This window comes from Tissierella sp., assembly GCF_032104385.1.
In the GTDB taxonomy this organism is placed as follows: Bacteria; Bacillota; Clostridia; order Tissierellales; family Tissierellaceae; genus Tissierella.
In genome coordinates this window covers 1-26,574 of record NZ_DAMCHJ010000023.1, presented here as the reverse complement: position 1 = coordinate 26,574, position 26,574 = coordinate 1, and the positions used below count along the sequence as shown (strand labels likewise).

The window sequence follows — 26,574 nt, the reverse complement described above, 5'->3', positions numbered from 1 at the left end:
CTCACTCACAATCCATGTTACGACTTCAACATGTCTTGAGAAGATAATAATGATGGCGGAAATATATAGTCCTCCCTTAGTAGCAAAATATATTTCTAAATTAGAATTTCCATCTAAATCATAATATATCAACCTATAATTTTTATACCAATTGCACCACTTTAGCCCATATCTATAGCATATTATAGTTTTCATTATTTTCTTATAACCTTGTTACAAACTCATCCATAACTAGCTACCATTCTGCCAAGAAAGATATAAGTCAAAGGATAGACATGGTCTTCTACATCAAAAATCCCTAATATATTTAGACAAAATCTTTTTAGCTACTTCATTCATTTTCATCAACTATTCTTGATATATAATAAAGATTAGTATAACTATTAACAGTAGGTGTAGTTTTTACTAATCTTTTAAATTTGCTAACTATTATCTTAATTTATTCTGCATTTTTCCTAAGTCTTGCTTATCTATATCATCTGAAATTAGAAATAGTTATTCACATATATCAGAAAGTTCATCTGATTTGTGTGTTTTATTACTATTAAATTTCATACCCGCCACTGATGCACTGACCAGTGCAATTAATGAACCTAGTGAAATAGCCCTTAATACAATAATTAATATGTTGATTTTACTCATTTTTGCATCATGTAGTTTTATAATATTATCCAATATTTTTGTTGGCATACCTACAAACAGTAACCCTATTACATTATTATTTTTATCTTTTATGGGCTGGTATGCAGTATAATAACTTTCACCTAGTATTTCTGCCTCCCCTATATACAACTCACCATTTATTACTGTTTGATATGCATTATGATCAGTTCCTAAAAATGTACCTATTGCTCTTTCGTTTTCGTCAGACATAATATTTGTTGAAATTCTTTTAAAGTCATCTTTAACCTTAACAAAAATAGTAGACTTATCTCCTAAGTCTTCTAATACAGTGTCTACCACCCCAAACCTACCTTCTATACTATTGCCATCACTATCAAGTAAAGTTCCATCTCCTTGAGTTAATGTCCCGTAAGAGTTATTGATATATTTCATCGTTAAATTTATATTATTTTCAACATGCTTTTTTAACAATTGATTCTTGATATCATTTATATTTTTTGTACTGTTTGAAAATCCTAATAAACCTACAATCATACTAGCTAATAAAGCTATCATCCCACAATATGCTATTAACTTTGTTTTATTAATTTTCATAAATTACTCCCTCCGTTTTACCATTTACAATCCCCACTTTATATAACAAATATTTATCCCTAAGACTATTCATCTAATCCTACAAACACTTTCTTAAAACCTAGCCATGCAAAACATGATATAGCAGCTATTGTTCCCAACCTTCCACCAATACCTATATATGCACTTCTAGCTGCTATAAACAGTATTCCTGTCATTAAAGATATTACAGCCATTTCTAAAAGATTTAGTGCATTCTCAAGAGAAATCATTCCAGCATAAGAAGAACAAGCTGCAGCTGTTGCTAATACATTCCCCATTAAAGGAAAAAAATAGGGAAGCATAAGCCCAGATACTAAAGTTATGATAGCTGAAGCAATAACCGCTCCTCTCTTTAAAATATTGGATACTATATAGGTAGCCATACCTGCAACTATTGATATTATTAAAATGATTACTTCTTCCATGAAATACCTCCTAACTAAAAATCCTCATTATTGTTTTCGCAATTATTGTAGACAACGCCGCCGTAGTTCCACCTTTTCCACCAATACCTGCATAAATTTCCACAGTAGTTAAAAGAATTAATCCCACTATCAAACTTCCTAGTGCAGCTGCTGCCATAGAGGGTATCACTGCCAATGAACTCATTCCAACAAAGGATGATGTATATGTTATACCAGCCAAATCATTTGGAAGAAATATGGCAGCCATTACACCTACTAATCCATTAGCAATAACTGCTCCATATCCCATTTTATGATTTATAAACCATGTTAAAGTAACCCCTATAAATGAGCATATTAGAACATATAAACTTCTCTTATTAAACTTAATTTTATCATCTTTTCCTATTAATTTTTTAAAATGATCTGCTAAACTTATAGCAAAGAAACATCCAAAAATTATTAAAATTTCTGTCTTATAAAAATTTTCTTCATTAGCTGCTGTTGAAATAATTAAGCCCCCTCCTGTTGCAATAAAAGCTATTAATCCTAATAGCCTTGCGCTACTTTTACTAAATAACTTTCCATTCATTTTATCGCTACCAAAGATTTATAAAATTCTATAATTTAAATGTTTTTGTATTATCTAATTCCTTGGTAACTTCCTCCCTTTTTATTTGTTTTATATTTTTCAATGTTTGCCAAATAATTATCAAGTGCAATTATGCTATATACCTTTAGTTTAATTTATATTCATTTATAAAGCAATATTGAATTAAATTTATGCAAATTGTAAAAAGAAAAAATATTAATATAAGTCTAATAAAGTTTTTACTTCTAATCTTTCTATCCTATATATTTAAGATTATCATAGAACAATAATCTTCAGGATAGTTAAAATATATAAAATGCACACATCATTATTGTACTAATTGCATGAATAATATTTTTATATTGGTTTCCCATATAGTTCACCGTAGTTTATGAGATAATTTGAAGGTTCTTCGATTATATCCTTGTCTTTAGTATCAATATAAAATAAGTTTTAAATCCAATTGGAGATGGCTTCATTTCTAATGAATATAAAAAATACACCTTAATAGAAGCATCTATCTTCCTAAGATGTATTTAAAGTCATCAATATTATTCTATATCAATTGCATCTATTGCATCTATTTCTTTTCTATATTGTTCAAGTTCATGTTGATTTCCATAGATAAAATGTCCTTCAATAATTTCTTCCCAAACTGGTTTATCTACAGAGTAGTCATGAACTGACGGATCATATACAATCAACTTTTTCTTCTTTTCTATTTCTGGATCTGGTTGTGGTACTGCTGATAGCAAGGCTTTTGTATATGGATGTAAAGGATGTCTAAATAATTCTTCAGATTCTGCTAATTCCACTATTCTGCCTTTACTTATAACTGCAATTCTATCAGAGATAAAACGTACTACAGATAAATCATGAGAAATAAATAAATATGTTAATCCTTTATCCTTTTTAAGTTCATTTAGTAAATTAAGAACCTGTGCACGAATAGAAACATCTAATGCTGATATGGGTTCATCTGCTACTATAAACTCTGGTTCCATAACTAAGGCTCTTGCTATACCAATACGTTGTCTTTGTCCACCTGAAAATTCATGTGGAAAACGAGAAGCAAACTCCGGTAAAAGACCTACTTCAAGTAATGCATTCCGAACCTTTTCTTCACGGTCTTTCTCATCTTTATATAAATGAAAGTTTAACAACCCTTCTGATATTATATATTCAACTTTTGCTCTTTCGTTTAGAGAAGCCATAGGATCTTGAAATATCATCTGACATTTTCTGATAACTTCTTCATCTAATTCTTTAGAAATCTTACCATTTATCTTTTGTCCCTTAAAATAAATCTCACCTGATGACGTTGGATTTAATCTTAATATAGCACGACCTATGGTAGTTTTTCCAGAACCTGACTCTCCTACTAGAGAAAAGGTTTCACCTTTATAAATATGAAAGTTAACATCGTCTACTGCTACAAACTTTTTCTTACCTTTTCCAAATGTTATCTGTAAATTTTTTAATTCAACTAATTTTTCTCTTTCTGACATCCTCTTAACTCCTCTCTATATTATGATTGTGAGCACGCAATCTCTGAATAGTCTCTGGCTGCTCTATCTTTGGAGCTCTTGGATCTAAATACCAAGTTTTTGCCTTGTGAGTTTCGGATATACTAAAGAATGGTGGTTCCTTTACAAAATCTATTGCTAGTGCTCTTTTATTACGAGGAGCAAATGCATCACCTTTTATTTCATGGAATAAATTTGGTGGAGTTCCCTCTATTGATGGCAATGCTTCACCTTTTACAGTTAACTGAGGTAATGATGACAATAATGCCCAAGTATATGGATGCCATGCATCATAAAATATCTCATTTAGAAGTCCATATTCTACTATTTGACCAGCATACATAACTGCCACACGTTCAGCCACATTGGCTACAACACCTAAATCATGAGTTATATATATAACTGTCATGTTTAATTCTCTCTGTAAACTACGGATTAAATCTAAAATCTGTGCTTGAATTGTAACATCTAAAGCTGTGGTTGGCTCATCACAAATTAATATTTTTGGAAGACAAGCTACTGCTATTGCAATAACCACACGCTGCCTCATACCACCTGAAAACTCATGTGGATACTGATTATAACGACGCTCTGGATCATCAATTCCTACTTTCGCTAGCATATTAATTGCAACTTTCTTAGCATCTTCTCCTTTTAAACCTTGATGTAACTCTACACTTTCCTGAATCTGTTTTCCTATAATCTTTAATGGATTAAGTGAAGTCATAGGATCCTGCATTACCATAGCTATCTCTTTACCTCTAATATTAAGCCATTCTTTCTCTGTCTTATATTTTGAAATATCTTCTCCTTTGTACATAATAGATCCATTGGTAATACTACCATTGGCATCTAACATACCTACAAAGGATTTTGTAAATACTGATTTTCCCGAACCTGATTCTCCTACAATTGCTAATGCTTCACCTTCATATAAATCTAGAGAACAGTTACGGATTGCCTTTAATTTTTGTCCGCGTAGACTAAATTGAATTTCCAAATCTTTTGTGGATAAAATTGGTTCCTTTTTCATTAATTCTTCCTCCTGTTCTTAAACTTATACATGGTTTCTTGGATCTGACGCATCAGAAAATGCATTCCCTAAAAGGTAGAATGTTATAGAAATAACAGACACAATAACTGCAGGGAATATCAATAAATATGGATAGTCCAAGAAAAATGTTCTGGCATTTCTAAGCAATATACCTAATGAAGGTGTATTTATATCAAGACCGAGTCCCAAATATGATAACATTGATTCTGTAGCAATTGTACTAGGTATTGACAATGCCAATCTCAGTATAATAACGCTTATTAATTGCGGTAAAATATTTTTTAATAAAATTCTCCATGTAGGTGTACCTAATGATCGAGAAGCAAGGTTATACTCCCTATCTCTATGAATCATAACTAAGTTTCTTACGTTTCTTGCCATTACTAACCAACCAAAGGCAATAAGAGACCCTGCCATAATCCAAAAACTTTGCCCTACTACAAGTGCAATTAAGGTTAAATATATTATACTCGGAACATTATATATTAAATTATACAACTCTGTAAAAAATCTATCTAGTTTTCTAACATAACCCCATAGACAGCCAATAATAACACCTAATATACACTCTCCTAAACCAACTATTAAAGCTAGTTTAATAGATATCTGAGAAGCATACCAAACTTGAGACCAATAGTCACGACCTAAGTTATCTGTTCCAAACCAATACTCAGAATTTGGACTTATAAATCCTTTTGTAGTATCTGGAACTAAGGATGCATAGTCATATTTGCCTATTTTTAAAGCTATAAAAGAAAATATTACCAATGCAAGGAATAGAAAACTTAATATTACTGCTGATTTTTTCTTTAAAAAGTTTTGAAATACAGATCTCCAGTAGGAATAGTCTGAATATCCAATTTTTTCAGCAGCTTCTGGAGAATAATCTACAAAGTGAAAAAGCTCATCTTCATTTATTATTTCTTCATCTAATGTTTTATTATGTGTAGTCATTATCTAGAGCCTCCTTCACTGGTAAGTGTAATTCTAGGGTCAATTAACATCATAAGTATATCTCCAAAAAACACACCTAATATACCTAGTGCTGCATATAAAATTGTTACTGTCTGGACAACATTTAAATCATATCTATTTATTGAATCCACCAATAAAGGACCCATTCCTGGTACAGAGAAAAAACGCTCTACAAGAATTGAACCTCCTACAGTTGATAGGAATGATGCTGGTAAATACTGAGCTAATGGTACAAATGCATTTCTAAGTACATGTTTTCTCATTATTTTTTTAGTAGGCATTCCCTTTATTCGTGCTAGTTTTATATAATCTTTATTTATTTCATCTACCATATACCTTCTAGTCCATAGTGCCCACCATGCAATACTACTTATACATAAACATATAATTGGTAATATACTTGATGGTCCTGGATTTCTTGTAGAATACATGGATGGCAACTTTAATAATCTTGTCCCCAATATTAAGACCAGTGAATATGATACCAATGGCGGCACTGCATTAGCAAAAATTGTATAAGCTGTACCCATATGATCTCCTAGTTTATCTTTAAACCTTGACTGCATCATACCCATTGCAACTCCAGTAATTAATGAAATACCTAGTGCTGTTATTCCTAGTTTCATAGATATAGCAAATCTAGCAGATATGATTTTAACTACAGGTACCCCATTTTGAATTCTTCGGGATTCTCCAAAATCAAAACGAACCAATTTCCCATAAAAATCTAGCAGTTGTTTTGGTATAGGATCTAGTAATCCTGCAGCTAACAATTGTTCATTTTTCTGTTCTTCTGTAAATTTCATCAATTGTTCTTCAGTAAAATAATAATCCGTTGAAAGCATCCTCATAAGTAAAAATACTATTGTTGCTATTAGTAAGACTGTTACAATAGATTGTAACAGTCTTTTTGTACTATATTTAATCATATATAGTCACCATCCTATTTCTTACCTTTATTATGTGCCTCTTGAAGAGCTGCAGCTTCCTCTGTAGTGTATCCATTAGAATTTGTTCTTATATTTTTAAGTTTTTCATTTTGTATACCAAACATGGCATTCATTTTACTAGTATTATCGTATTTAGCCAATGCAACCATCTGTTGATACATAGCTGGTATAGTAAATGCGTTGTCTAGCATATATGCTTCTGCTTTTGCATAAGCCTTATAACGGGCATCTAAGTCAGTAGTTATAGCATCTGCTGCTTCTACTAATGCAGTAAATTCTTTATAAGCTGCAAGTAATTCTTTGTTTGCTTCTGTCTCTTTTGTTATATCATTTATATATGAATAGTTTGCTGAATAGTAAGCATTGTCATTACCATATGTTTCTTGTCCTAGATAATTTTGCGGATCACCATAGTCTGCACCCCATCCATTAATTACTATTGAGTGAAGATGCGGCTGTACAACTTCTTTTCTAACTGATGATACGTAAGTTTTTATATTGAATTTAACAAAATCATCTCCTAAACCTTCTGAGAATATTTGTTTTAATACATTTGCTGTATCTAAAAGAGTTTGATTACCTGATGCAACATAGTAGTCAATTTCAACTGGGAAAGTAACGCCTAGTGTTGTTAATTCTTCCACAGCTTGTTTCTTCAACTCTGCTGCTTTTGTTTCATTTAATCTTACCATTTTTTCTCCATTAAGTTTTGGTAAGCCCATTTCTTCTCTAACTAATTCTGTATATTCTGTACCATCTGAAGTATATACTAAACCCTTCATAGTATAGAAATTATTCTCTCCTATATATGGATCTAAGGCATTTTGTCTCTTATAATAATTTTCTAAATTTAATCCATAGTACCAAGCTTGTCTAAATGCTTTATTTGCAATTGCTGTATTCCAATTTGTATCAGGTGTTCCATCTTCTTTGTTCTTATTAAAGTTAAAATGGAACTGATATGAGTGCTTAGATAGTACATCTGGTACTAAATAATTATGGAATTCATGGTTTTCATCTTTACTTATTGTATTTACTTGACTTTCTGTTAATTGAACATAGTCAATTTCTCCTGATTGATATAATTGATATGCTACGTCTAAAGACTCTACCATCTTTATAGTTACTGTATCAAATAGCTCTGCTTCCTTATCCCAATATAATGGGTTTTTAGTGAACACTTTTTCATTGTTTTGAATATATTGTGTCATTGTATAAGCACCACTATACCACATGTTTTCATTGTTCATAGCCTTAACATTTTCTACTCCACCTAGTTCATCAACCATTTGTTGCGACAATGGATATAAACAATTATAAGTTGCTACTGTATCAAAATATGGCTTTTCTGTTATACATTTATAAACTAATTTATTGCCATCTATTTCCAATCCAACCATTTCACGGAACTTTGAACCTGCTTCTGCTGTTAAAGCTTTTGCTTCTTCTCCTGAAAGAGTTTTTGTCCACTCATAATACTCTTCAGCGCCTTTTATCATTTCAATTGGCATTGATGTATTTGATGAATCGTTTTTATGGAAATTAAGAACCCATTCAAGTCCTGTTGCAAAGTCTTCTGCTGTAAGATCTGCCTTTTCTTTACCATTCATATCAACCCATTTAACACCATCACGAATTTTAAATGTCCAAGTTAATCCGCCATCTTCCGTATTCCATTCTTCTGCTATTCCCGGAACCAATTCCCCATATGTATCTACTTCTAACAATGGATCAAATAAATTAGTTAAGTTTTCAGAGTCTTCAGCCCTTTGGCAATATAAAATATTGAATGTTTCTAGCTCTCTGGTTTGTAACTTAGGTATTACTAAATCCTTAATAGCTGTGGCTGTTTTTGTTTCTCCACTATTACCAGCATCGTTATCACCATTAGTTTTTGAGTCCTTGCCGCTACAAGCACTAAGCACTAAAACTAATACTAGAATTAATGATAGTAATTTAAAATTTCCCTTTTTCATAATATTTCCCCCTTTTGTGATAAAAAAATAACAAAATATAATTGTCCATTTCATCATAATTTTGATATAGACACTTAATATTTCAAAATTATAATTTGTTAATTTGTTGATAATATTCTGAACATTAATTATATTTATTAAAAATATTTTACCAAAATCAACTTATATTGTCAATCAGATTCGAAATAGCTCAGCACTCCTATAAGAACTAATAGATTATATAATCCTTTCAAAACCTGATATTTATTAATTTAAATTATTAGAAATATTTACATTTAATTTAATCTTATTAATTCAGATATATATTTAATTACATTTATGCTAATTTATATTATTGTTTATAAATACATAACGATTATTGAAGGAATTAAAAAACAAATCCCTGTTAAAATGTTAGCTATTATTGCTGATAATACTTCATCTTTTTCTTCAAGTTCATCACTTGTAACTTCTCCTTCTAAAAAACCAATTATATTCTTTGATTGATAACTAGACTTATCTTTTCCCTCGCGACTCTTCCTTGCCATACCAACACTAACTCCATCTAACTTTAGATAGTTAAACCATGCCATAGTTAATAGAACCACTCCTATAAAAAAGAAGACCTTTTCAACCATTATGTATGTTTCACACTCATTTATAAAATGATTCCACAGTAATGACAAAGTAATTCCTAAAAATGCCCTTGATATAATCTTATATATAGTTGGCTGTATCAAATACGAATATATCCTTAATAATTTTTTCATTTTAAAAATCCTTCCCAATTGCTAATTATTTATAGTAATGTACTTTTATAATGTTAGTACAAATTAGAACAACTTATAGATAGTGTAATAATCTTACTACCTAATATGTCTTGAAAAGATAATTTGGTAAAACAATATATCTATGAAATTAACTATGATTTATTACACAATCAGTAATTTTATGTCATTTATTGTTTCCTATGCTAGTTCCAATTCTAGTGCAATTAATTCCTCATCTATACAATTAGTTACAATTCTATTAACCTCTACAAAGGTGATTTATTACCATTTTAAAAAATTTTTAATTGGCTTCTGATATTGAAACTAGGTTATTTATATTGATATTCATAAAGTCATCTCACTTACGTCTACCTATAGTATAAATTATTTATTAGGATAAATTCAACCTAATTTATCCTAATAAATAATTTATAATTGTAAATATTATTCCATATATTGGATACTATTTATTATTATCTTTTACAAATTCTAATTTCTTTAAAAGTTCCTCTTTAGTTTCTTCAGTTAAATATCTTGTTGGAACAATATGTGCAGTAAATCCACTTAGATAAATAAGTATCATATCCTCATAGACTTTTATCTCTTTTATACCTTCTTTTGATGTTATTTCAGTAGAGTGTTCACTAATAACTTTTATATTATTTCCTTTTATTATCATGGTATTATGACATATCATAAATGAATTATCTCCATCGTTCAGCATATCTTTAGCAGATTTTCTTATTAATTTTTCATATGTTTTAGGAAACCTTATTATCCATATTAATATAAATAGTATAGCAATAATACCCCAATAAAATTTCGGTTGTTTGTATAAACTTGGTCCTGTAAAAAATATGACTATTCCACATAAAATAGGAATTATATATTTAAGCATATTGTATGTTTTTTTATGAGATTTTGAATTCTTAGCATGATATATATTAAACTTTATATAATCCTCTTCCGTTACTTCATACTTTAGTTCCATAATATTCCTCCTTCTTCCATATAAATTTACACCTAATTCATCAAAGTTATACTCAGTTCCTAATTCTTCATCATCAATATCACAAGTATAAGACGAATAAATCTTTATCTTTGAAATAATATCATTATATAAAATAGTTTCTATTTCATTTCTCCTCATACCAAGTTCTAATTTCCCCACCATTTTATTAGGAATTATAATAATTTTATCCATTTTAAATAACCTATCTTATCCCAAATAATTTTTCATATTGATAGAAATATACTATATTAATATTTGTCAACTGAATTTTAAGTAACCTACCATATATCTTTAATAAGGCACCTTTAATGGTTCTTCTCCTTCTTGATTAAAAAACTTGTGCATTAATATTTTTAGAATATTTCCAAAATTGTATAGTTGCTTTTGATAATTCAATTGTTATCTCTATAAATCCATTAGTTCCAAAATCTCTTCTTATAGCCCATTCTCCTATTCCACTCATTCCAAAATGCTATATACCCATTTCTTTCAAACTCTTCTTCTGGCATAGTTTTAATTGTAGATTCCTTATAATAATTTTCTACTATATTGGCAAAACTCATAACTTCCTTTTTATATTGAAGATAATAAAGAGAAACAGCATTTCCCCTTTCAGTTATTAATTTAATAATTCCATCATCATGTAAAACAGTCCAATCTATGCCATTATTACATCCAATTATGTCTACTTCATCTAAAGTTTTATTGGCTATCATAGTATGTCCACAACAAGGTATCATTTGTTCACCTTCTGTTGGGAAATGATCTTCAGTTAGTGTTTTTAACATTCTAAGGGCTGATGCACTTACTGTTGCTTCAGTATAAGATAGTTTTTCTTCTCCTATGATAACTACTATGTCTCCATGTAGACATAAATCATTAGGATCATCCTTTGACTTGTTTATCCAATACAAATCTTTTATATTTATTTTAAAATTTTCACAACCTGTAAATACATCATCATAAAACTTTTCCCACAGACTTATTAAATCTTCCTCTTTTTTAGCATATAAAATAAGTCCCCTATCATCATATAAATGAAAAATATATCCATTATCTATATCCATGATAAATATAGATGAAACCAAATCTAATTTCCCTCCGATATCTGATAGCGCTATTTCTCTAAACAGATTTTTAATATCTATCTCATCTACTTGATATATATATCTATTACATATATAGATATCTTCATCATCAGGATATTTCCATTTTAATTTATAATTATCATGTTGAGTTATATTCTCTAAGATACTTTCAATGAATTCCCTTTCCTTTAAACCATGGATACCATATATATCGTCATAAACAATTAGTAAATTATTGCTAAATTCCATAGTTTTATATACTTCCATTGCTTTTTCAGTACATTCTTTTACATAATCTTCATTTAAACTGTTATCTTCTAAATACGGATACTTCTCACTTAAGTTTATGTGAAGCATATATTTATATTTTAACTGAAATAAAACTGTATCTTTAGTTTTATATTGTTTCAGTATTTCATTAAGATTTTGTTTTAACTCAGCCTTTATATTCACATTTATCACCTTCTTTTAGAACAATTAAATTAAAAACTCTTTTAAAATCCTTCCTCATATAGGGTTTTGAAGTATTTATAGTAAATAATTCAATAGTTCTTCCCCTATCTTATAGACTCACGGTAAGCTTGTTCTGCATACCGCTTTGAATCTTTAATGTAAATAGATATTTTAGTTGTCCCCATGCTAGATACTATTGATAGCATAAGTATAAGACTCATAATCCTAGTAGTCAACCTTTTCATAATATAACCTCCTTTTTTGTAAGGAAGTAACCTTTGTCCAAAAAGCCCTGCAAGATGATATAAAATTCCAATTCCTCCTTTTGGTGGATTGTCGCTTTTTAGTTGTCTTACGGCTTTTCTTATTTTCTGCTCAGCTTCTAGTATAAGTTTTTTATTATCCTCTAAAGATCTTTTTAATACCTTCTCATCACCTATGCTATCTGGCATTTTTATATATAAGCCGCCAATAATTGTCGCGCCATATTTCTTGAGTTCTCTATCTAATATACCAGACCCATCTCAACTAAAGAATCCCATTGTTGCAATAACAAAAACTCGTTTATCTTTCCACATGACTTTATGATTAACAAGAAAATCTTTTAGTATCTTAGGTATATTGCTGTATTGTACAGGACAACTGAAAATAATATCTTTATGTTTATCAATTTGCTTTAACAATTCATTATCTTCAATAGAAAATGCCATTTCTGTAGTATCATACTCCTGTAAAAATTTTTCTATACAATATTTTGAGTTGCCTGTTCCACTAAAATATACTCCTATCATAATTATCCTCCCATTTCCTGTTTATAGTCTTGTAAATTTATCTACCTTCCATTTTCTCATTTCACCCTATATTTGATCCCTAAAAACAGGGGAGAAAAAACTTTATTTCATCGGTAGAATATCTTTAGAACCACCTGTGGAGCAGGGGATATTCACAAACAATAAAATAAATGCTAGACCAAGAAAATGTCTAGCATTTGAAGTAACATATTTACATCATAAATTTAATTAACGGATATCCAATAAAAGTAGTTATTATTGCAGATAATAATACAAACAATAAGCCATACTTAATTATTGTTGAACCATTACTATTTTCATCTGCATGTAACATTGCTATTGGTGCAAATGATGAAGGCATTACATATGCTAATGATCCATTCATAGTAGTTGTCATTGCTATAGCTACTGGATGAACTATTCCTGTACTCATTGCTAAAGATATTGCTACTCCAGTCATTATTGTGATTGTTGTAACATTAGAAGCAAAGTTAGTCAAAGCACAGGTAACTAAAGCTAATATGAATACTATTGCATACTCTGGTATTTGAGAAATAGCTGGCTCTAGATTTTGAGTTATAAACTCATTTAATCCTACACTTGGATGTGACATTGCACTTCCTAATATTACTCCTATTGATATAAAAAATATAATTCCCCAAGGAAATCCATCTTCTATTATGTTTTTTAAATCTATAACTGGGTTTTTATCTACTTGAAGTACTGCTAATATTACAACTGCAATAAGCGCCCAAAAAGTAATTGAATATTTACTTAAAAATACTAATATAGAAGAATCTTTTGATAAAAACAGAGATAATACTCCTGGTAACATCCATAAAATAACAGTCCCAAAGAAAACTACTACTGTTATTTTTTCTCTTAAATCCATAGGTTGTATTTCACCTAATACTTTATTTATATCAAAATTTTCAAATTTCTCTACATCTGGTCTTAACAATAATTTTATTACTATACATAATCCTATAAATAATACTATTGCAACTGGAAGACCGTAAAGCATATATTCAAACATGCTCATTGCAGTACCTGTTGTAGTTTCATATATTCCCATTCCCAAAAGAGTTAAAGAGTGAGATATCGGTGTTGCCGCTCCACCTATATTTATTGCAAATACAACTCCTAAAGTTAAAACATTTGCATATCTATCTTTTCCAGTATATCCTAATTCTTTAAGTATTTTATTTGCAAATCCTAAAAAGAAAGCCGTTGCTGGAACCTGATCCATAAACATTCCAACTATCATTCCCAGTGCCATAAAAGCGTAAGTAAAAACCCAAGGACTTTTACTTACAAATTTTCGACTCATGTAAAAAGCTGCTAGCCTATTTGTAAATCCTGCTCTATTTAAAGATTCTGTTAATATAAAACTCATTATTACAAATGTTATAATCCAATTTCCAAGAGATGAAGATAATACTTCATTTAATGTCATTATTCCTGTAAGGGAAATCAGTGCAAAAGATAAAAACACTGGCCACAACGTATCAACTATTGATAACAACAAGACTGTCCCTATAAATACACCTATTAATTTCATACCTGAAGAAGTTATTGGTGCAACTGGTGGAATTACCCAGAATACAAAAAATACTGCAAAACAAGCTAATATTTTAAATAAATGACTTTTATCCATTCGTATTGATTGAGACTTCATCTTTATTCTCCTTCTAATATATTTTTTATTTAAATTCTTGCAAGGTATTTATTGTTTATTGGACTCAAAAAATTAATTTACTAAATCTATTTATTATTACATGATTTGTTATATTTAATTTTATTAATTGGTGTAAATACGAATTGTTTTTCTAGTATATTAGAAAATATTTGTATCATATTACCAGTAAATAACATTGAAATTAGTGTACCTATACCTACTCCTCTTATTTCTTTAAAGTACAATAATGAAACACTTATTGCTATAAAAACACATGTGATATCAAATACTGTCTTTACACGTTTTATTGGCTTGTCCATCTTTTCACTAAAGTCCTTTACAAAAAGATCAAAGGGTAATGCGGTTAAATTACTTTTTAAAGTTAGACTTATCCCTAAAGATAAGCAAGCAAATGCTATTATATATAAAAATATATTGTTTACTTTTCCTATATTTATAAATGAAAATATCCATTTATACAAATCTATTATCATACCAAATAAAAGCCCTAATAATATTGAATATATATAACTCTTTTTCATTCCTACTATTAAGGTTAATATTAGTAGTAATAATATTTCAAATATGATTGTAGCATTTCCTAAACTAATACCTTGGAATACTTTATTCATAATAAAAGGTATTGATGAGATTGTAGAAATTCCGAAATTGCTTTCTATATAAATCACTACTGCTAACCCATTTAAAAAAATTCCCATTATCAAGGCCAATTCACTAAATAAAATTTTCTTATTTCTAATATCTTCATTGTTTTTCATACTATTGTAAATAGCAACCATTTTCTAAGAGAATTGCAATTCCTTGTCCCCCACCTATACATGCAGACGCTACCGCATATCTTTTATCAGGGTTATTTTTAAATTCATAGCAAATAGATGTAATTATTCTAGCTCCGCTCATCCCTAATGGATGTCCTAAAGCCACAGCTCCACCATTTGGGTTTAATCTATTATATATTTCTGATCCTAAAGGTATATTCAAATTTTCTTCATGTAGACAACCTAATACTTGTCCTGCAAAAGCTTCATTTATTTCAATTATATCAATATCATTTATTACTAAATTGTTTTTGTTTAATACTTGTTTAATTGCTTCAACTGGTCCAAGTCCCATTAGCCTTGGGTCACACCCTGTAATTGTATAATCTACTACTCTTGCCATAATATCTAGTTTTCTATCTTTTGCAATAGACTCTTTAGTAAATATTTCAAATGCTCCTCCATCATTTAATCCTGATGAATTCCCTGCTGTAATTGTACCATTTTCTGGTTTAAAAACTGGTCTAAGTTTTGCTAAAGCTTCTAAAGTAGTTTCTGGCTTCAAATGCCCATCTTTATCTACGATTGTTATATTTCCTCTTCTATCTTTTATTTCTACTGGTACTATTTCTTGATTTAATCTTCCTGATTCCATAGCTGTTTTAGCTTTCATTTGACTATCATAAGCAAATCTGTCTTGTTCTTCTCTCGATATATTATATTTTTCAACTATATTTTCTGCTGTAATTCCCATGTGATTAATATCTTTATTCGGTTTTCCAGATGCAGTCCTATGACCTTCATCGTTTGAATCTATCATTTTTATATCTCCCATTTTTAATCCAGTCCATCTAATCTTAGTTGGAAGATAATATTCTGCCCTTGATAAAGATTCTGCTCCCCCTGCTGCTATAAAATCTCTATCCATTAATAATAATTCATGTACAGCACTTATAGCCGATTGTAATCCTGAACCGCATATTCTATTTACTGTAAATCCCGTAGATTCATTTCTAAGTCCTGTATTTATACCTATTATTCTACCTAAATTATTGGTAGATTGTGATCCTGTTACATGACCTACTATTACTTCATCAATATCCTCTTTATTTATTCCTGCCCTCACTATTGCCCCTTCTAAAGCTATTTGTCCTAAATCTTCCACTGCCACAGTTTTAAGTTCCCCTAAATAAGCTCCTACAGCTGTTCTTGCTGCTCCTACAATAACTATATTCTCTCTGTTTTTCATAATGGCCCTCCTTAATTTTCATTAAATAATCATTTCTACTAAATCTTCGCTAATTTTAACTTCTGCATCTATTCCTTCTAATATATCTTCAATTGTAAACATTGGATTATACGCAGTTAATAAAAATCCTTCATTAGTTATTTCTATTACAGCCTTTTCTGTAACAACCATATCTACAACTCTTGGTGCAGTTAAAGGTATTGTACAATTTTTTATTAGTTTTGCTCTTCCTTTATTTGTATGATAAGTTGCAACGATAACCTTCTTTGCTCCAACACAAAGGTCCATTGCTCCTCCCATTCCTGTTACCAATTTTCCTGGAATTTCATAATTTGCAATATTTCCTTTTTCATCTACTTCCATAGTACCTAATACTGTTACGTCTACATGTCCTCCACGAATAATACCAAAAGATAAAGAACTATCAAAAAATGAAGCTCCTTTAATTATATGTGTTGGATATCCTGATGAACTTATTATATCTGGATCATATCCTTCATCCCCTACAGAAGCATCTCCTGCTGTTCCAACTAATCCATTTTCTGCTTGCAAAATAATTTCTTGTTCTTCTGTAACATAGTTAGCTACTAAAGTGGGTATTCCTACTCCTAAGTTTACAAGACTACCTTTTTCTAATCTTGCTGCAATATTTTTTGCAATTATATTTCTTAAAACACTCATATCTAACATTTTTTCTTCAATAGCCATTAGTTGTTTCCTCCCTTTACAATATAATCTATAAATATAGATGGTGTTTCTATCATATTTGGATCCAATTCTCCGATTTCCACTATCTCATCTGCTTGTACAATAGTAATTTTTCCTGCTATCGCCATCATAGGTCCATGTGCTTTATTTGTTCCATGATAAATTAGATTTCCCATTCTATCTGCTTTTTTTGCCCTTAATATCGTCACATCTGCTTTTAGTGGTGTTTCTAATAAATACTCTCTTCCATCTACTTCTATTTTTTCTTTTCCTTTTTCTAAATTTGTACCTACACCTGTAGGTGTCAATACTCCACCTAAACCAAAACCTCCACATCTAATTCTCTCTACTAATGTTCCCTGTGGTACAAATTCTACTTCTATTTCACCGTCTCTAAGTTGTCTTCCTGTTTCTGGATTTGTTCCAATATGTGAAACTATTGCTTTCTTAACTGCTTTAGCTAAGATCAGTGCGCCTACATTTGATTCATCTAGACCTGTATCATTGCAAATTAAAGTTAAATTTTTTACACCTTTGTCTACTATTCCATGAATCAATCTTACAGGATTTGATGTTCCTGCAAATCCACCAACCATTATAGTGTCTCCAGTATTTACATACTTCATAGCTTCTTCAAGGCTTACTACTTTATCTCTTCCTTTAGTCATGAATTTATCCTCCTATTTTTAATAGTTAATTTAATATTATTTTGTCTAAGAATTTTCTTATGTATTTTGTTCACAAAATTTAATTTGTGTGTTACCATTAATATACTTAGTAAATATTGTTAATACTAATACTTGTTTTTTATTCATAGTATAACTTTAGGTTATACTATAGTTATTTTCTTAACTTATACATTCTTTTTTGTTATATATTTTTTATTTTAGGAGTTGAATCTTATGGAAATTAGGCAACTAGAATATATGTTAACAATAGTAAAATCTGATTTTAATCTAACTAAATCATCCGAACTACTATTGGTCTCTCAGCCTGCTTTAAGTAAGATGATTACAACATTTGAAAACCAAGTAGGAATAGATTTATTTGAAAGACGTAAAGGAAGGCTTGTAGGATTAACACCTGCTGGAGAAATATTAATAAAATATGCTAATACTATTATTTCTACTCATAATGAAATGAATAAAGCTATAAAACAAATTTCTAAAAATATAGTTGGGAATGTTAAATTTGGTGTTCCTTCTATGATTCTAGAAGTATTATTTACAGATATAATAACTAAATTCATAATAGAAAACCCAAATATTCTATTTGAAATTATAGAGAATAGTGCAACTCAACTTAATAAGAAATTTCTAAATTCTGAAGTTGATATATTAATTTCTATAGCTGATAATCATATATCCAGTAACAATGTTCAAAAAAAAGTCATCGCATCAGAAGCTTTTGTTGCCATAATGGATATTAAAAATCCACTGACAGAAATAGAATACCTTGACTGGGAGGATTTAAACTCAGTCAAACTATCACTACCTAGTGATAAGTATTTTACTCATTCTCTTGTTAAGAAAAAACTTGAAAATAAAAATGTAAAATCAAATATAGTAATATCAGCAGCATCTCATGAATTTTTAATTAAATCTACTAATAATAGTGACTTAATAACCATATTACCTAAGATATTTTATGATTCTCTTGCAGTATCTAATGATTTTTTAGTTTATAGAAATTTTAAAGAACCTATCTATTGGGATGTAGAAATGTCTACAAAAAAATATCATTTAGATAATATGGATGCTGTAGGATTTGTATATGATCTTATATTAAACTATTTCTAAATAAATATTTTAATAAATAAAAATAGGTTTTATAATTAATGTTGAGGATGATAAAATCCTCCAGAATTAATTATAAAACCTATTTGATTTAGGTCTTTCTACAATAAATTCATTAAGTTTTTTTCATCTCAATGTATTTATCGTTTTAACTTTATTTATTTTTTATATAAGTAAAATGTTCATTTTCTGCTTCAAACCACAATACTGCATCAGAATTTTGATACTAGTTTATTTAAACCATCTATTTTTTCTAATTATATTAAGCTTATTAAAATCAAACCCATTTCGCCTTAGTAAATCTTCCGAGGATTTTCATAAATATATTGATGTCCTAATATATTTATAATTTTCATTACTAAGTTTTGTATATTATTTAGATTATTCCTTATTTGTTAGATGAACAAATAAGAAGTAATGTATCTTAACTAATCTACACATCATCTAATAATCTTCATCAATGTAATTATAGGAAATACTATTGATATAAAACTAACTAAGCACATATCACGTTTAACAAATAAGGATTTTATTTAAATTATATCATTTCCATTCTCTAGACATACTCCATTTTTTATTACGGCTACTATATTCTAGATATATGGAGATATTAGTAAAATATTCTTTTCTTTTAAATACATCAAAAATCTTATCATAATTATAGTTTTTTCCAAGTTTACTTATTTTCACACCTGTTTTTCCATTATAAAAAGTAATGTTTTCAAAATCAAATAAAATCCCATCTTGGGAATGTTTAAAAATATAATCAATAATATCATCTGGCAAAGGTTCTATATGTTTTTTTCTTCCTTTAAGTGCATCTAAAATTTTACCATGCATAACAGACTTATAATCTTTAATATCTTTCATATATATTTTAGTCCAATAATCATCATCATGTGCTAGGTATATATATTTATTATTTAGCCAATTCATAAAAGGCTCATTTAACGGCTTAAAGGTATGTCCAATATATAGAAGTTCCGCTAACTCTAGACTACTCATATTATTTATTATATTAACATTATCGTAATCTACCCAAATAAAGTCCCCATAACCATAGATATCATCATTTATCAAATCTTCCATATTCTCTGAATCTACATAATCAAATCCAATATTTCTATTGTATTTTCCATCTCCAAATGAAGCCTTTAATAGAAGAATGTTGTTTGGCTTAATTTTTATGAATTTCATAAAATCTAAAAATGTCGCCCCACAAGAAAACACTTCGTTTTTTTCAAAATCACATATAGTATAATAAAAATATCTACACTTCATCCATATCCCCCCAATAAATATAAATCTTATCTCCTTGCAAAACTGTGAAACCCACATATTAACTACATCTCAATCTATCAAAATAGTCAGTCCTCTTCATTTTGAATAAATATATACAGTAATATCATTAGATTCTGCTCTGGAGTTATTATTACAGATTAGTTGCAATCTAAATAATAACACACTACAGCTTGAACCTGTTTGAATCCTTCCTGAATATATAGGGATTTAGCCTTTTGATTATCAGCATTAACACATAGATAAGTCTTCATCGTATAGAAAGGAATCATCTACATCACCCCTATGTCTTTTGCAATAATCATTAAATTCATTGATTTTATCATTACTCAATTCTATAGCTTTCATAAAAAATAAACCATCCTTCCTATTGAAATAACATTCGCAGGTATTTGAGTATTATATTCCATTATTTTTAATCCTTCTTCTTACCTGCTCATTTCTGATTCCTCTCGTATTATTAATAAATTCTCCGAGTTTCTCAATTTTATTTTTCAAAGCTTTTCATCCCTGTATTTTAAAAATCACCTGCTTTTTTGCACAAATACTTCCTATTAGTAAAATATTTAAATAACAGTTTTCACTAATCTTTTTCCCATTTTACCACATATTTCCTCTCAAGTCATTTATAAAATTTAGTAAACTATTTAGCAAAACTCTCTTTTTGTTAAACAGCCTTATCCCCTAATCTAAAAGTTCCCTCAAACTGTAATTTGAGGGAACATAAATCAAACTTCACTATTGAGTAAAAATCCTTTAAAACTTTAGCATCAATCTATTCTTTAGCTAGCAACATAATGGTCTCCACATGGGTTGGGAGAGAGGTCAATAATGATGTTCTAAGTTAATATTACCTCTTTGGTAGTCCAATCATATGTTTTTATTCTACAATTATACAAATTTTAACAATAAAATCCTCAAAATCAATTTTATATCTTAAAGGCTTTACTAATTACAATTTATTCACTTTTATCTAATTCTTATTTTCTAATTATATCTTGTGTCATTATTATCTTAGAATCAATAGTTCTTGTTAAACATATTAATTTCATTATACATAAAAATAAAGTTTACTCCAATGGGTTTATGCACACTCCTACAAATAACAAACTACCATTTGATTCAGTTATACCGTATATAAAGGGACGATTAAGAATCATATCTGCACGACCTTCTGGCATAGCACTACCTGCATAATTAATTTGTGTAAATGCAGAGGCTTCAACCCCTTCTTCATCTATTGAAATACGGGTTTGTTGCTGTATCTGGCTAATATAAGCCATATGGCTTGTTATACCAGTAAAATCTGCATTCGGTGCAAAGGCAAGTTTTATATCTAATGCTTCTAGTTTATCTTTTAATTTTAGTTGTGAATCAAAATTAAACTTTGGTATCTTCCATACTACTTCCCCATGAAAATCCTTCCCTTCTTCAAAAATTTCTTTTATTTGTTCTGGTGATGACAACAGTTCATAAGTCGAGATTCCCTCATCTGGTAGTATAAATACCATTCGTCCACCATTTTTTAGTCCTAAGCCAGCTCTAGTAAAATTAGTTCCTTTAGAAAATCCAGCAGAACCAAATGTCTGATTCATAAAATCCACCTTTACTTCTCCCTCATTTAGTAGATAAAATACATCCTTTAATGTCTTTTCTTTATCAAAACGGTTAATCCATTGGTCATAAAAATATACTGTATTAATGATAGATAGTATTTGTTGGGGATTAGTTTCTATATCTGGTATTAATGTTCCATTAGTATTTTCCGCTATCCAATTACTCATAGTCCTTCCCGTTTCCTTATGAGAAAAATCTACATTATAAGAACTGGCATAAAAATTCTTCACCACATTTTCTATAAAAGTGTCTTTAAATGCAACAGGTTGCCCATTTATTTCTTTACCCAACCAGATAGAGTTTGCAATTTTAAGTTTCCCAATTTCATTATCTTTATAAAGTAATCTATACAAATTGCCACATTCTTCGGATAGCGTTTGATTATCTGGCATACCCAATAAATTAAGCAATTCCATTTCAGTCTCAGCTTTTGCTCCTGTTGTTGCAAGTGCCAAAGAATAATATAATGATAGAGGTGAATAATTTATATTTTTTTCAGATTCCTTAAGAATTAAGGAGCCAGTTTTATAGGCAAAGTCATTTATTACCCTAATTGTATTGTCATCCACCGGGTTTTCATCTATTATCTTTCTCCAATTATCATAATCGTCAAAAGCATATGCTTTTGGATATATAACTTCTGTAATAGGCTTAATATACTCATTACCTCCCCTATCTCTCATTAGTAAACCTATGCTTATTATTACTAATATACTAGCAGCTAGGGTTAATATTCTTTTCATTTTAAGCCCTGGCTCCTTATTTGCTTTTGCTTCCTCAATTAATTCATCGTCAATATCTGTAATAGCATTGAATATTTTTTTCTCATTCATAACAATACCTCCTCTTTTTCAAGAACATTTTTAAGATTAAATCTTAGGCGAAACATATGGCTGGCTAATTTATTTGGAGTTGTACCTATTTTTATTGCTAGTTCCTTTATAGAGTCACCATACCAATATCTTCGAACAAATAATATTCTATCTTCTTTAGGCAGAGTATTTAACCAATTGCTTATTATTTTTGATAAGATTTTAGTTTCTACTTCTGACCACACTGTATCTGGAGACGGAATACAATCTACTAACTCAGATAATAAAATATCACCACCACTATATCTTTTTTGGGCCTTACTTTTACTCCAATAATCTATAGATAAGTTTCGTACAATCCGACCTAAATATGCAGTAAATGATCTTGGTCTTTCAGGTGGTATTGACTTCCATGCTTTAATATATGTATCATTTACACACTCCTGACTGTCTTCATGATTAGATAATATACTAAAGGAAATCTTGTATAGTAGTCTTCCATACTTAGTATTAGTCTCATCAATTGCTCTTTCATTTCTTTCCCAATATAATTCTACTAATTCTAGATCATCCATATTATCCCCCTTTCTATCAATAAATTAGCCTTCATTAATATAGACGAGTTTTATATGCTAATATTCTAAAAATCTTTCTCAATAATACTATCATTTTTTAATCCTTTTGTTTTACATTTTTCGTCGTTAATATTTTTATCTTCCCATTTTTTATGACATATTCCTACGAACAAAAAACCATTGAATATCATCTATACGTTCAATGGCTTTAACTATTGGTATCACTAAAGCTTATTATTTTCGAGCCTAAGGATACTCTCTACATAAGTTGGGAGCACAATATATGTAAAATATCATTTTAATCAATTTAGACAGTACTACTTTAGATTTGGATGCTACCAAAAAATTTAGGTCATAATAATTACCCACAAAATGAATAATCTTATTCATTTTGGAGCACTAGTTCTCTTTTATTTTCTTTACAGTACTTTATTAATATATTTATTATTTTTGTTGCAATGCCCTTACGTCTGTATTGGAAATGTACACCTAACCAACATAAATAAGCATTCATAACAGCATCATAAATAACTCTTCCAAATGTAAATTCCATTAAGTAATTTATTTTCATAACCCTTTCTTGCAACACCTTTTAACCCTTTGTATCTATTACTCACCTAATCATGTCCTATTTCTTAATAGAATGATAACAAAGCAGAATAAATATAGATATCTTATCACCTTCTTCTATAAAAATATTAGTTGGGATTACCTTACTTAATTGTTCTGCAAGATACTCAACATAATATGAAAATCTACAAAAAAGTAGCTAGCATTACATAACTGGTTACCTAGATTTCCCACACTCAGGATTAATCGTATATTATAGCTTTTCCTTCTTTTCGTAGCTTTTTTAAAGATGTAATCATATGATTTATTTCTTCATCGTAATGTCTTTCCCATGAACCTAATTCAGCTACTATCTTTAAAGGAGATCTAGATCTATAAGAACGTGTAGGGTTACCAGGAAATCTTTTGTCAGTCAAGTTTGGATCATTTTCAAAATTACCTAATGGTTCTACAATATAAATTCTTTCCTTTGATTTAGAAGTTGCCAATTCAGCACCCCATTTAGCAGCATCTAATGTTGCAGTAAAATATATATAGTTTGACTTTTTTTCTTGGAAATTTGATAAGTGTTGTGGTTTTAATAAATCTCCAATTTTTAGTTCTGCTTTAGTGCCATGAAAAAAAGGTCCCTTATCTAAGACATCTTGTTTGTTATTCATACTGAACCACCTCTTATTTTTTTCGATTTATGTATAACATTATAGTGTTGAAACTATAAAAAAGGTAGTCTATAAATAATATATAAATAATGGTATAATATAAGTAGAAAGAGTTTTATTGAACGGCAATTATATATTCCTCATGTTTCAATTAGCAATAAAATTGGTGATTGCTGTGCATTATGAAATGTCATCAAAATAATAAGCTGTCACGTAAGATCATACTCATTATCAATTACTTATTTAATACACAATTTTAAGGCGCTATTCTTTACGATCTTCTGGTGATAATTTTTTTAGTTTCTCTTCTATTTCAAAAAATTTATTGCAATATGCCAAGCCTTGTGTTGGTAATATTTCTTCTAGACTTTTTATGTCTTTTGGAAGAGTATCTGTAAAATATCTTCTAGCATGGCTCCAACAGATGCATCTAGTAACCCCTTCTATCTTTCCATAACCTTTATAGCCATCCGTATGGCGATATCTAGTGTATTTGGATCTGCCCCATTTAGAATTCAATTTCATTTCCATTTAAACGTAATATAGCACAAGTACTTTGATTGCTAGGTTTAATCTCAATAATGCTTGGCTTTACTTCCACGAATTGAGTTTGTCCTGTAATAGCTAATGTTCCGGTTTTAATTAAAGTTTCTTCTCTAATGACTCTTTGCCAATAGTAGAATTTACCATGTGAAATATTATTCTCTCTACACCATTCTCTAATTGATAGGACACTTTCACTTTGATCTTTAATCATCTTTTGCCGCTGGGCTTTAAGCATCTCATGTTACATAATACTTTTAAATCCATGAGATTATTAGACGCCTACATTAAATCTTCATCTGATATTTCATTAATTTTTATATATTCTTTTCCTGTAGATATTGTTTTTGCAATTTGATACAGAGTGTAGCCTTCAGTATTAATTTCTATAAGATTAATTTTACTAAAATCAAGTCCATTGGTTTTACTGTATGTTCTGAGATTTTCCATAACGCATCGTCAACAGTTAGGAGAAAAAGAATAGAAATGTATCTAGGAGATATATCAATATCTTGTTTATGAAATGCATTATAGAATCTCCCTTTATGATTATGATTTAGAAATATTTCTCCCTTAAATTTATTTGTTAGAAACTTTAGTCTATCCTTTAAAGAATAGTCTTTTATTTTTCCAAGGCATTCTTTAACCAAATCTTTGTATCCCACATTAGATAAGATATCGGAATGAATAAATCCATAATCATTACATCTTTTATTGATAACACATGTCATTCAGCTCAAGCTATCCTAATAAATTTAGCCTCATAATCAATACTTTCACTATACAGAAGCGTTCACTGTTTCCGTTACACCATTTCTTGTCACTTTTGCAGTTACAGTAAGTATATATAGCCTTTTGCAACAGCATCAGTTTCATTGGTCTTAGCTATTATTTTAGGTTCTTACCTATATAGCGCACAAGGAGGAAAAAGGGGGACTTGTTTTTTTAAATTATTTTGAAATACTTTCTGCAACTTTTAAAATTTCATCTTTATTTAAGTTTCCTGCAATATGACATTCAACACCATCTTGATACCATATTAGATAAGTTATTTCATTAGTTTGCCATGTATAAGCTTGAGATCCTTTAAAAATAATTTCTTCTATTTCAACTCCTTCTGTATCATAGTATGATTTGTTTTCGCCTGATGAAGTAAATAATTTTATATCAAACTCTTGATTACTATCTGTTAAGTAATTATAAATCAGTATATTATGACCATTATGAATATCTACCAATTTGAATCCAGTTGGAATATAATTAATTTTAAGTGATGTCAGTTCTACTGAATTATTATCCTCATATATATTTTGAGGTATGATTATGCTAAATTTTTCAAACGCTTCAATAATCCAAGCAAACACCTTTTCACGTGTTTCTGCATTAACCGCCAAAACAGCAGAGAAACTTAGAATACATACCAACATAAAAATAGCTACTCTTTTAGCCATTAACATAAATATGTTATTAGGATTTTGTT

Annotated in this window: 28 protein-coding genes; 1 reads left to right on the top strand and 27 read right to left on the bottom strand. The window is 29.3% G+C overall.

The window, feature by feature from the left end:
* Positions 1-495: 495 nt before the first annotated feature.
* The 18 genes from RT714_RS15175 to RT714_RS15090 form a co-directional block, all read right to left on the bottom strand.
* Positions 496-1,218: a Cache 3/Cache 2 fusion domain-containing protein gene (locus tag RT714_RS15175; RefSeq protein ID WP_313758767.1), complete on the bottom strand. Its 723-nt coding sequence runs from the start codon at positions 1,216-1,218 to the stop codon at positions 496-498.
* A 65-nt stretch (positions 1,219-1,283) separates the two neighbouring features.
* Complete coding sequence (locus RT714_RS15170) at positions 1,284-1,664, bottom strand: hypothetical protein (protein WP_072973868.1); 381 nt, start codon at positions 1,662-1,664, stop codon at positions 1,284-1,286.
* Between the two features lie 10 nt (positions 1,665-1,674).
* Positions 1,675-2,235 (bottom strand): hypothetical protein, encoded by a 561-nt coding sequence (locus RT714_RS15165; RefSeq protein WP_313758766.1) that lies wholly within the window; start codon positions 2,233-2,235, stop codon positions 1,675-1,677.
* A 551-nt stretch (positions 2,236-2,786) separates the two neighbouring features.
* Positions 2,787-3,743: an ATP-binding cassette domain-containing protein gene (locus tag RT714_RS15160; RefSeq protein WP_313758764.1), complete on the bottom strand. Its 957-nt coding sequence runs from the start codon at positions 3,741-3,743 to the stop codon at positions 2,787-2,789.
* Between the two features lie 4 nt (positions 3,744-3,747).
* Complete coding sequence (locus tag RT714_RS15155) at positions 3,748-4,794, bottom strand: ABC transporter ATP-binding protein (protein WP_313758762.1); 1,047 nt, start codon at positions 4,792-4,794, stop codon at positions 3,748-3,750.
* A gap of 24 nt (positions 4,795-4,818) precedes the next feature.
* Positions 4,819-5,769, bottom strand: coding sequence for an oligopeptide ABC transporter permease OppC (gene oppC / locus RT714_RS15150; RefSeq protein ID WP_313758761.1), 951 nt, complete (start codon positions 5,767-5,769; stop codon positions 4,819-4,821).
* A complete protein-coding gene (locus RT714_RS15145) occupies positions 5,769-6,719 on the bottom strand; it encodes an ABC transporter permease (protein ID WP_313758760.1) in 951 nt (316 codons plus the stop codon). The genes oppC and RT714_RS15145 overlap by 1 nt, the downstream gene beginning before the upstream one ends.
* Positions 6,720-6,733: 14 nt before the next feature.
* On the bottom strand, positions 6,734-8,716 hold the full coding sequence (locus RT714_RS15140; RefSeq protein ID WP_313758759.1) for an ABC transporter substrate-binding protein: 1,983 nt from the start codon (positions 8,714-8,716) through the stop codon (positions 6,734-6,736).
* Positions 8,717-9,054: 338 nt separating this feature from the next.
* Complete coding sequence (locus RT714_RS15135; RefSeq protein ID WP_313758757.1) at positions 9,055-9,465, bottom strand: hypothetical protein; 411 nt, start codon at positions 9,463-9,465, stop codon at positions 9,055-9,057.
* Between the two features lie 463 nt (positions 9,466-9,928).
* Entirely contained in the window at positions 9,929-10,669 is a 741-nt protein-coding gene (locus RT714_RS15130) for a YcxB family protein (protein WP_313758756.1), read from the bottom strand.
* A 224-nt stretch (positions 10,670-10,893) separates the two neighbouring features.
* Complete coding sequence (locus RT714_RS15125; protein WP_313758754.1) at positions 10,894-12,018, bottom strand: DUF3885 domain-containing protein; 1,125 nt, start codon at positions 12,016-12,018, stop codon at positions 10,894-10,896.
* Positions 12,019-12,122: 104 nt separating this feature from the next.
* Complete coding sequence (locus tag RT714_RS15120) at positions 12,123-12,470, bottom strand: hypothetical protein (protein WP_313758753.1); 348 nt, start codon at positions 12,468-12,470, stop codon at positions 12,123-12,125.
* Positions 12,471-12,542: 72 nt separating this feature from the next.
* Positions 12,543-12,809 carry a flavodoxin domain-containing protein gene (locus RT714_RS15115; RefSeq protein ID WP_313758751.1) on the bottom strand — a complete coding sequence of 89 codons (267 nt, stop codon included), beginning with the start codon at positions 12,807-12,809 and terminating at the stop codon, positions 12,543-12,545.
* Between the two features lie 211 nt (positions 12,810-13,020).
* Complete coding sequence (locus RT714_RS15110) at positions 13,021-14,487, bottom strand: SLC13 family permease (protein WP_313758750.1); 1,467 nt, start codon at positions 14,485-14,487, stop codon at positions 13,021-13,023.
* Positions 14,488-14,573: 86 nt separating this feature from the next.
* Positions 14,574-15,287, bottom strand: a complete 714-nt coding sequence (locus RT714_RS15105; RefSeq protein ID WP_313758748.1) for a DUF6198 family protein — start codon at positions 15,285-15,287, stop codon at positions 14,574-14,576.
* Positions 15,268-16,515 carry a thiolase family protein gene (locus RT714_RS15100; RefSeq protein ID WP_313758747.1) on the bottom strand — a complete coding sequence of 416 codons (1,248 nt, stop codon included), beginning with the start codon at positions 16,513-16,515 and terminating at the stop codon, positions 15,268-15,270. The genes RT714_RS15105 and RT714_RS15100 overlap by 20 nt, the downstream gene beginning before the upstream one ends.
* Positions 16,516-16,536: 21 nt before the next feature.
* On the bottom strand, positions 16,537-17,223 hold the full coding sequence (locus RT714_RS15095; protein ID WP_313758744.1) for a 3-oxoacid CoA-transferase subunit B: 687 nt from the start codon (positions 17,221-17,223) through the stop codon (positions 16,537-16,539).
* A complete protein-coding gene (locus RT714_RS15090; protein WP_313758742.1) occupies positions 17,223-17,891 on the bottom strand; it encodes a CoA transferase subunit A in 669 nt (222 codons plus the stop codon). The genes RT714_RS15095 and RT714_RS15090 overlap by 1 nt, the downstream gene beginning before the upstream one ends.
* A 234-nt stretch (positions 17,892-18,125) precedes the next feature.
* Between RT714_RS15090 and RT714_RS15085 the strand changes: the two genes are divergently transcribed.
* On the top strand, positions 18,126-19,022 hold the full coding sequence (locus RT714_RS15085; protein WP_313758740.1) for a LysR family transcriptional regulator: 897 nt from the start codon (positions 18,126-18,128) through the stop codon (positions 19,020-19,022).
* 540 nt (positions 19,023-19,562) lie between these two features.
* Here the strand turns inward: RT714_RS15085 and RT714_RS15080 are convergent.
* The 9 genes from RT714_RS15080 to RT714_RS15040 form a co-directional block, all read right to left on the bottom strand.
* Complete coding sequence (locus RT714_RS15080; protein ID WP_313758739.1) at positions 19,563-20,300, bottom strand: hypothetical protein; 738 nt, start codon at positions 20,298-20,300, stop codon at positions 19,563-19,565.
* Between the two features lie 1,088 nt (positions 20,301-21,388).
* On the bottom strand, positions 21,389-22,768 hold the full coding sequence (locus tag RT714_RS15075) for a serpin family protein (protein WP_313758737.1): 1,380 nt from the start codon (positions 22,766-22,768) through the stop codon (positions 21,389-21,391).
* Complete coding sequence (locus tag RT714_RS15070) at positions 22,765-23,322, bottom strand: sigma-70 family RNA polymerase sigma factor (RefSeq protein WP_313758736.1); 558 nt, start codon at positions 23,320-23,322, stop codon at positions 22,765-22,767. Before RT714_RS15070 ends, RT714_RS15075 begins: the two co-directional genes overlap by 4 nt.
* A gap of 382 nt (positions 23,323-23,704) precedes the next feature.
* Positions 23,705-23,911 (bottom strand): GNAT family N-acetyltransferase, encoded by a 207-nt coding sequence (locus RT714_RS15065; protein ID WP_313758735.1) that lies wholly within the window; start codon positions 23,909-23,911, stop codon positions 23,705-23,707.
* Between the two features lie 223 nt (positions 23,912-24,134).
* Positions 24,135-24,551: an NAD(+)--rifampin ADP-ribosyltransferase gene (arr, locus tag RT714_RS15060; protein WP_313758734.1), complete on the bottom strand. Its 417-nt coding sequence runs from the start codon at positions 24,549-24,551 to the stop codon at positions 24,135-24,137.
* A 264-nt stretch (positions 24,552-24,815) separates the two neighbouring features.
* Positions 24,816-25,082: a transposase gene (locus RT714_RS15055; protein ID WP_313758733.1), complete on the bottom strand. Its 267-nt coding sequence runs from the start codon at positions 25,080-25,082 to the stop codon at positions 24,816-24,818.
* The gene (gene tnpA, locus RT714_RS15050) at positions 25,060-25,308 is read right to left on the bottom strand and encodes an IS66 family insertion sequence element accessory protein TnpA (RefSeq protein ID WP_313758731.1); all 249 of its coding nucleotides are present in this window, start codon (positions 25,306-25,308) and stop codon (positions 25,060-25,062) included. Before tnpA ends, RT714_RS15055 begins: the two co-directional genes overlap by 23 nt.
* Before the next feature lie 68 nt (positions 25,309-25,376).
* Entirely contained in the window at positions 25,377-25,544 is a 168-nt protein-coding gene (locus RT714_RS15045; protein WP_313758729.1) for a hypothetical protein, read from the bottom strand.
* A 500-nt stretch (positions 25,545-26,044) separates the two neighbouring features.
* Positions 26,045-26,574: DUF4367 domain-containing protein (locus RT714_RS15040; protein WP_313758727.1), on the bottom strand; the 530-nt coding region annotated here is incomplete at its 5' end.

What these genes read in the sequence shown, in the direction of transcription:
- arr (WP_313758734.1), bottom strand. Translation starts at nt 24,551, where the DNA reads ATGAATAACAAACAAGATGTCTTAGATAAGGGACCTTTTTTTCATGGC.
- RT714_RS15095 (WP_313758744.1), bottom strand. Translation starts at nt 17,223, where the DNA reads ATGGCTATTGAAGAAAAAATGTTAGATATGAGTGTTTTAAGAAATATA.
- RT714_RS15115 (WP_313758751.1), bottom strand. Translation starts at nt 12,809, where the DNA reads ATGATAGGAGTATATTTTAGTGGAACAGGCAACTCAAAATATTGTATA.
- RT714_RS15055 (WP_313758733.1), bottom strand. Translation starts at nt 25,082, where the DNA reads ATGGAAATGAAATTGAATTCTAAATGGGGCAGATCCAAATACACTAGA.
- RT714_RS15170 (WP_072973868.1), bottom strand. Translation starts at nt 1,664, where the DNA reads ATGGAAGAAGTAATCATTTTAATAATATCAATAGTTGCAGGTATGGCT.
- RT714_RS15075 (WP_313758737.1), bottom strand. Translation starts at nt 22,768, where the DNA reads ATGAATGAGAAAAAAATATTCAATGCTATTACAGATATTGACGATGAA.
- RT714_RS15135 (WP_313758757.1), bottom strand. Translation starts at nt 9,465, where the DNA reads ATGAAAAAATTATTAAGGATATATTCGTATTTGATACAGCCAACTATA.
- RT714_RS15160 (WP_313758764.1), bottom strand. Translation starts at nt 3,743, where the DNA reads ATGTCAGAAAGAGAAAAATTAGTTGAATTAAAAAATTTACAGATAACA.
- RT714_RS15105 (WP_313758748.1), bottom strand. Translation starts at nt 15,287, where the DNA reads ATGGTTGCTATTTACAATAGTATGAAAAACAATGAAGATATTAGAAAT.
- RT714_RS15145 (WP_313758760.1), bottom strand. Translation starts at nt 6,719, where the DNA reads ATGATTAAATATAGTACAAAAAGACTGTTACAATCTATTGTAACAGTC.
- RT714_RS15100 (WP_313758747.1), bottom strand. Translation starts at nt 16,515, where the DNA reads ATGAAAAACAGAGAGAATATAGTTATTGTAGGAGCAGCAAGAACAGCT.
- RT714_RS15120 (WP_313758753.1), bottom strand. Translation starts at nt 12,470, where the DNA reads ATGCCAGATAGCATAGGTGATGAGAAGGTATTAAAAAGATCTTTAGAG.
- RT714_RS15155 (WP_313758762.1), bottom strand. Translation starts at nt 4,794, where the DNA reads ATGAAAAAGGAACCAATTTTATCCACAAAAGATTTGGAAATTCAATTT.
- RT714_RS15140 (WP_313758759.1), bottom strand. Translation starts at nt 8,716, where the DNA reads ATGAAAAAGGGAAATTTTAAATTACTATCATTAATTCTAGTATTAGTT.
- RT714_RS15110 (WP_313758750.1), bottom strand. Translation starts at nt 14,487, where the DNA reads ATGAAGTCTCAATCAATACGAATGGATAAAAGTCATTTATTTAAAATA.
- tnpA (WP_313758731.1), bottom strand. Translation starts at nt 25,308, where the DNA reads ATGATTAAAGATCAAAGTGAAAGTGTCCTATCAATTAGAGAATGGTGT.
- RT714_RS15045 (WP_313758729.1), bottom strand. Translation starts at nt 25,544, where the DNA reads ATGGAAAATCTCAGAACATACAGTAAAACCAATGGACTTGATTTTAGT.
- RT714_RS15070 (WP_313758736.1), bottom strand. Translation starts at nt 23,322, where the DNA reads ATGGATGATCTAGAATTAGTAGAATTATATTGGGAAAGAAATGAAAGA.
- RT714_RS15080 (WP_313758739.1), bottom strand. Translation starts at nt 20,300, where the DNA reads ATGAAGTGTAGATATTTTTATTATACTATATGTGATTTTGAAAAAAAC.
- RT714_RS15165 (WP_313758766.1), bottom strand. Translation starts at nt 2,235, where the DNA reads ATGAATGGAAAGTTATTTAGTAAAAGTAGCGCAAGGCTATTAGGATTA.
- oppC (WP_313758761.1), bottom strand. Translation starts at nt 5,769, where the DNA reads ATGACTACACATAATAAAACATTAGATGAAGAAATAATAAATGAAGAT.
- RT714_RS15175 (WP_313758767.1), bottom strand. Translation starts at nt 1,218, where the DNA reads ATGAAAATTAATAAAACAAAGTTAATAGCATATTGTGGGATGATAGCT.
- RT714_RS15090 (WP_313758742.1), bottom strand. Translation starts at nt 17,891, where the DNA reads ATGACTAAAGGAAGAGATAAAGTAGTAAGCCTTGAAGAAGCTATGAAG.
- RT714_RS15085 (WP_313758740.1), top strand. Translation starts at nt 18,126, where the DNA reads ATGGAAATTAGGCAACTAGAATATATGTTAACAATAGTAAAATCTGAT.
- RT714_RS15130 (WP_313758756.1), bottom strand. Translation starts at nt 10,669, where the DNA reads ATGGATAAAATTATTATAATTCCTAATAAAATGGTGGGGAAATTAGAA.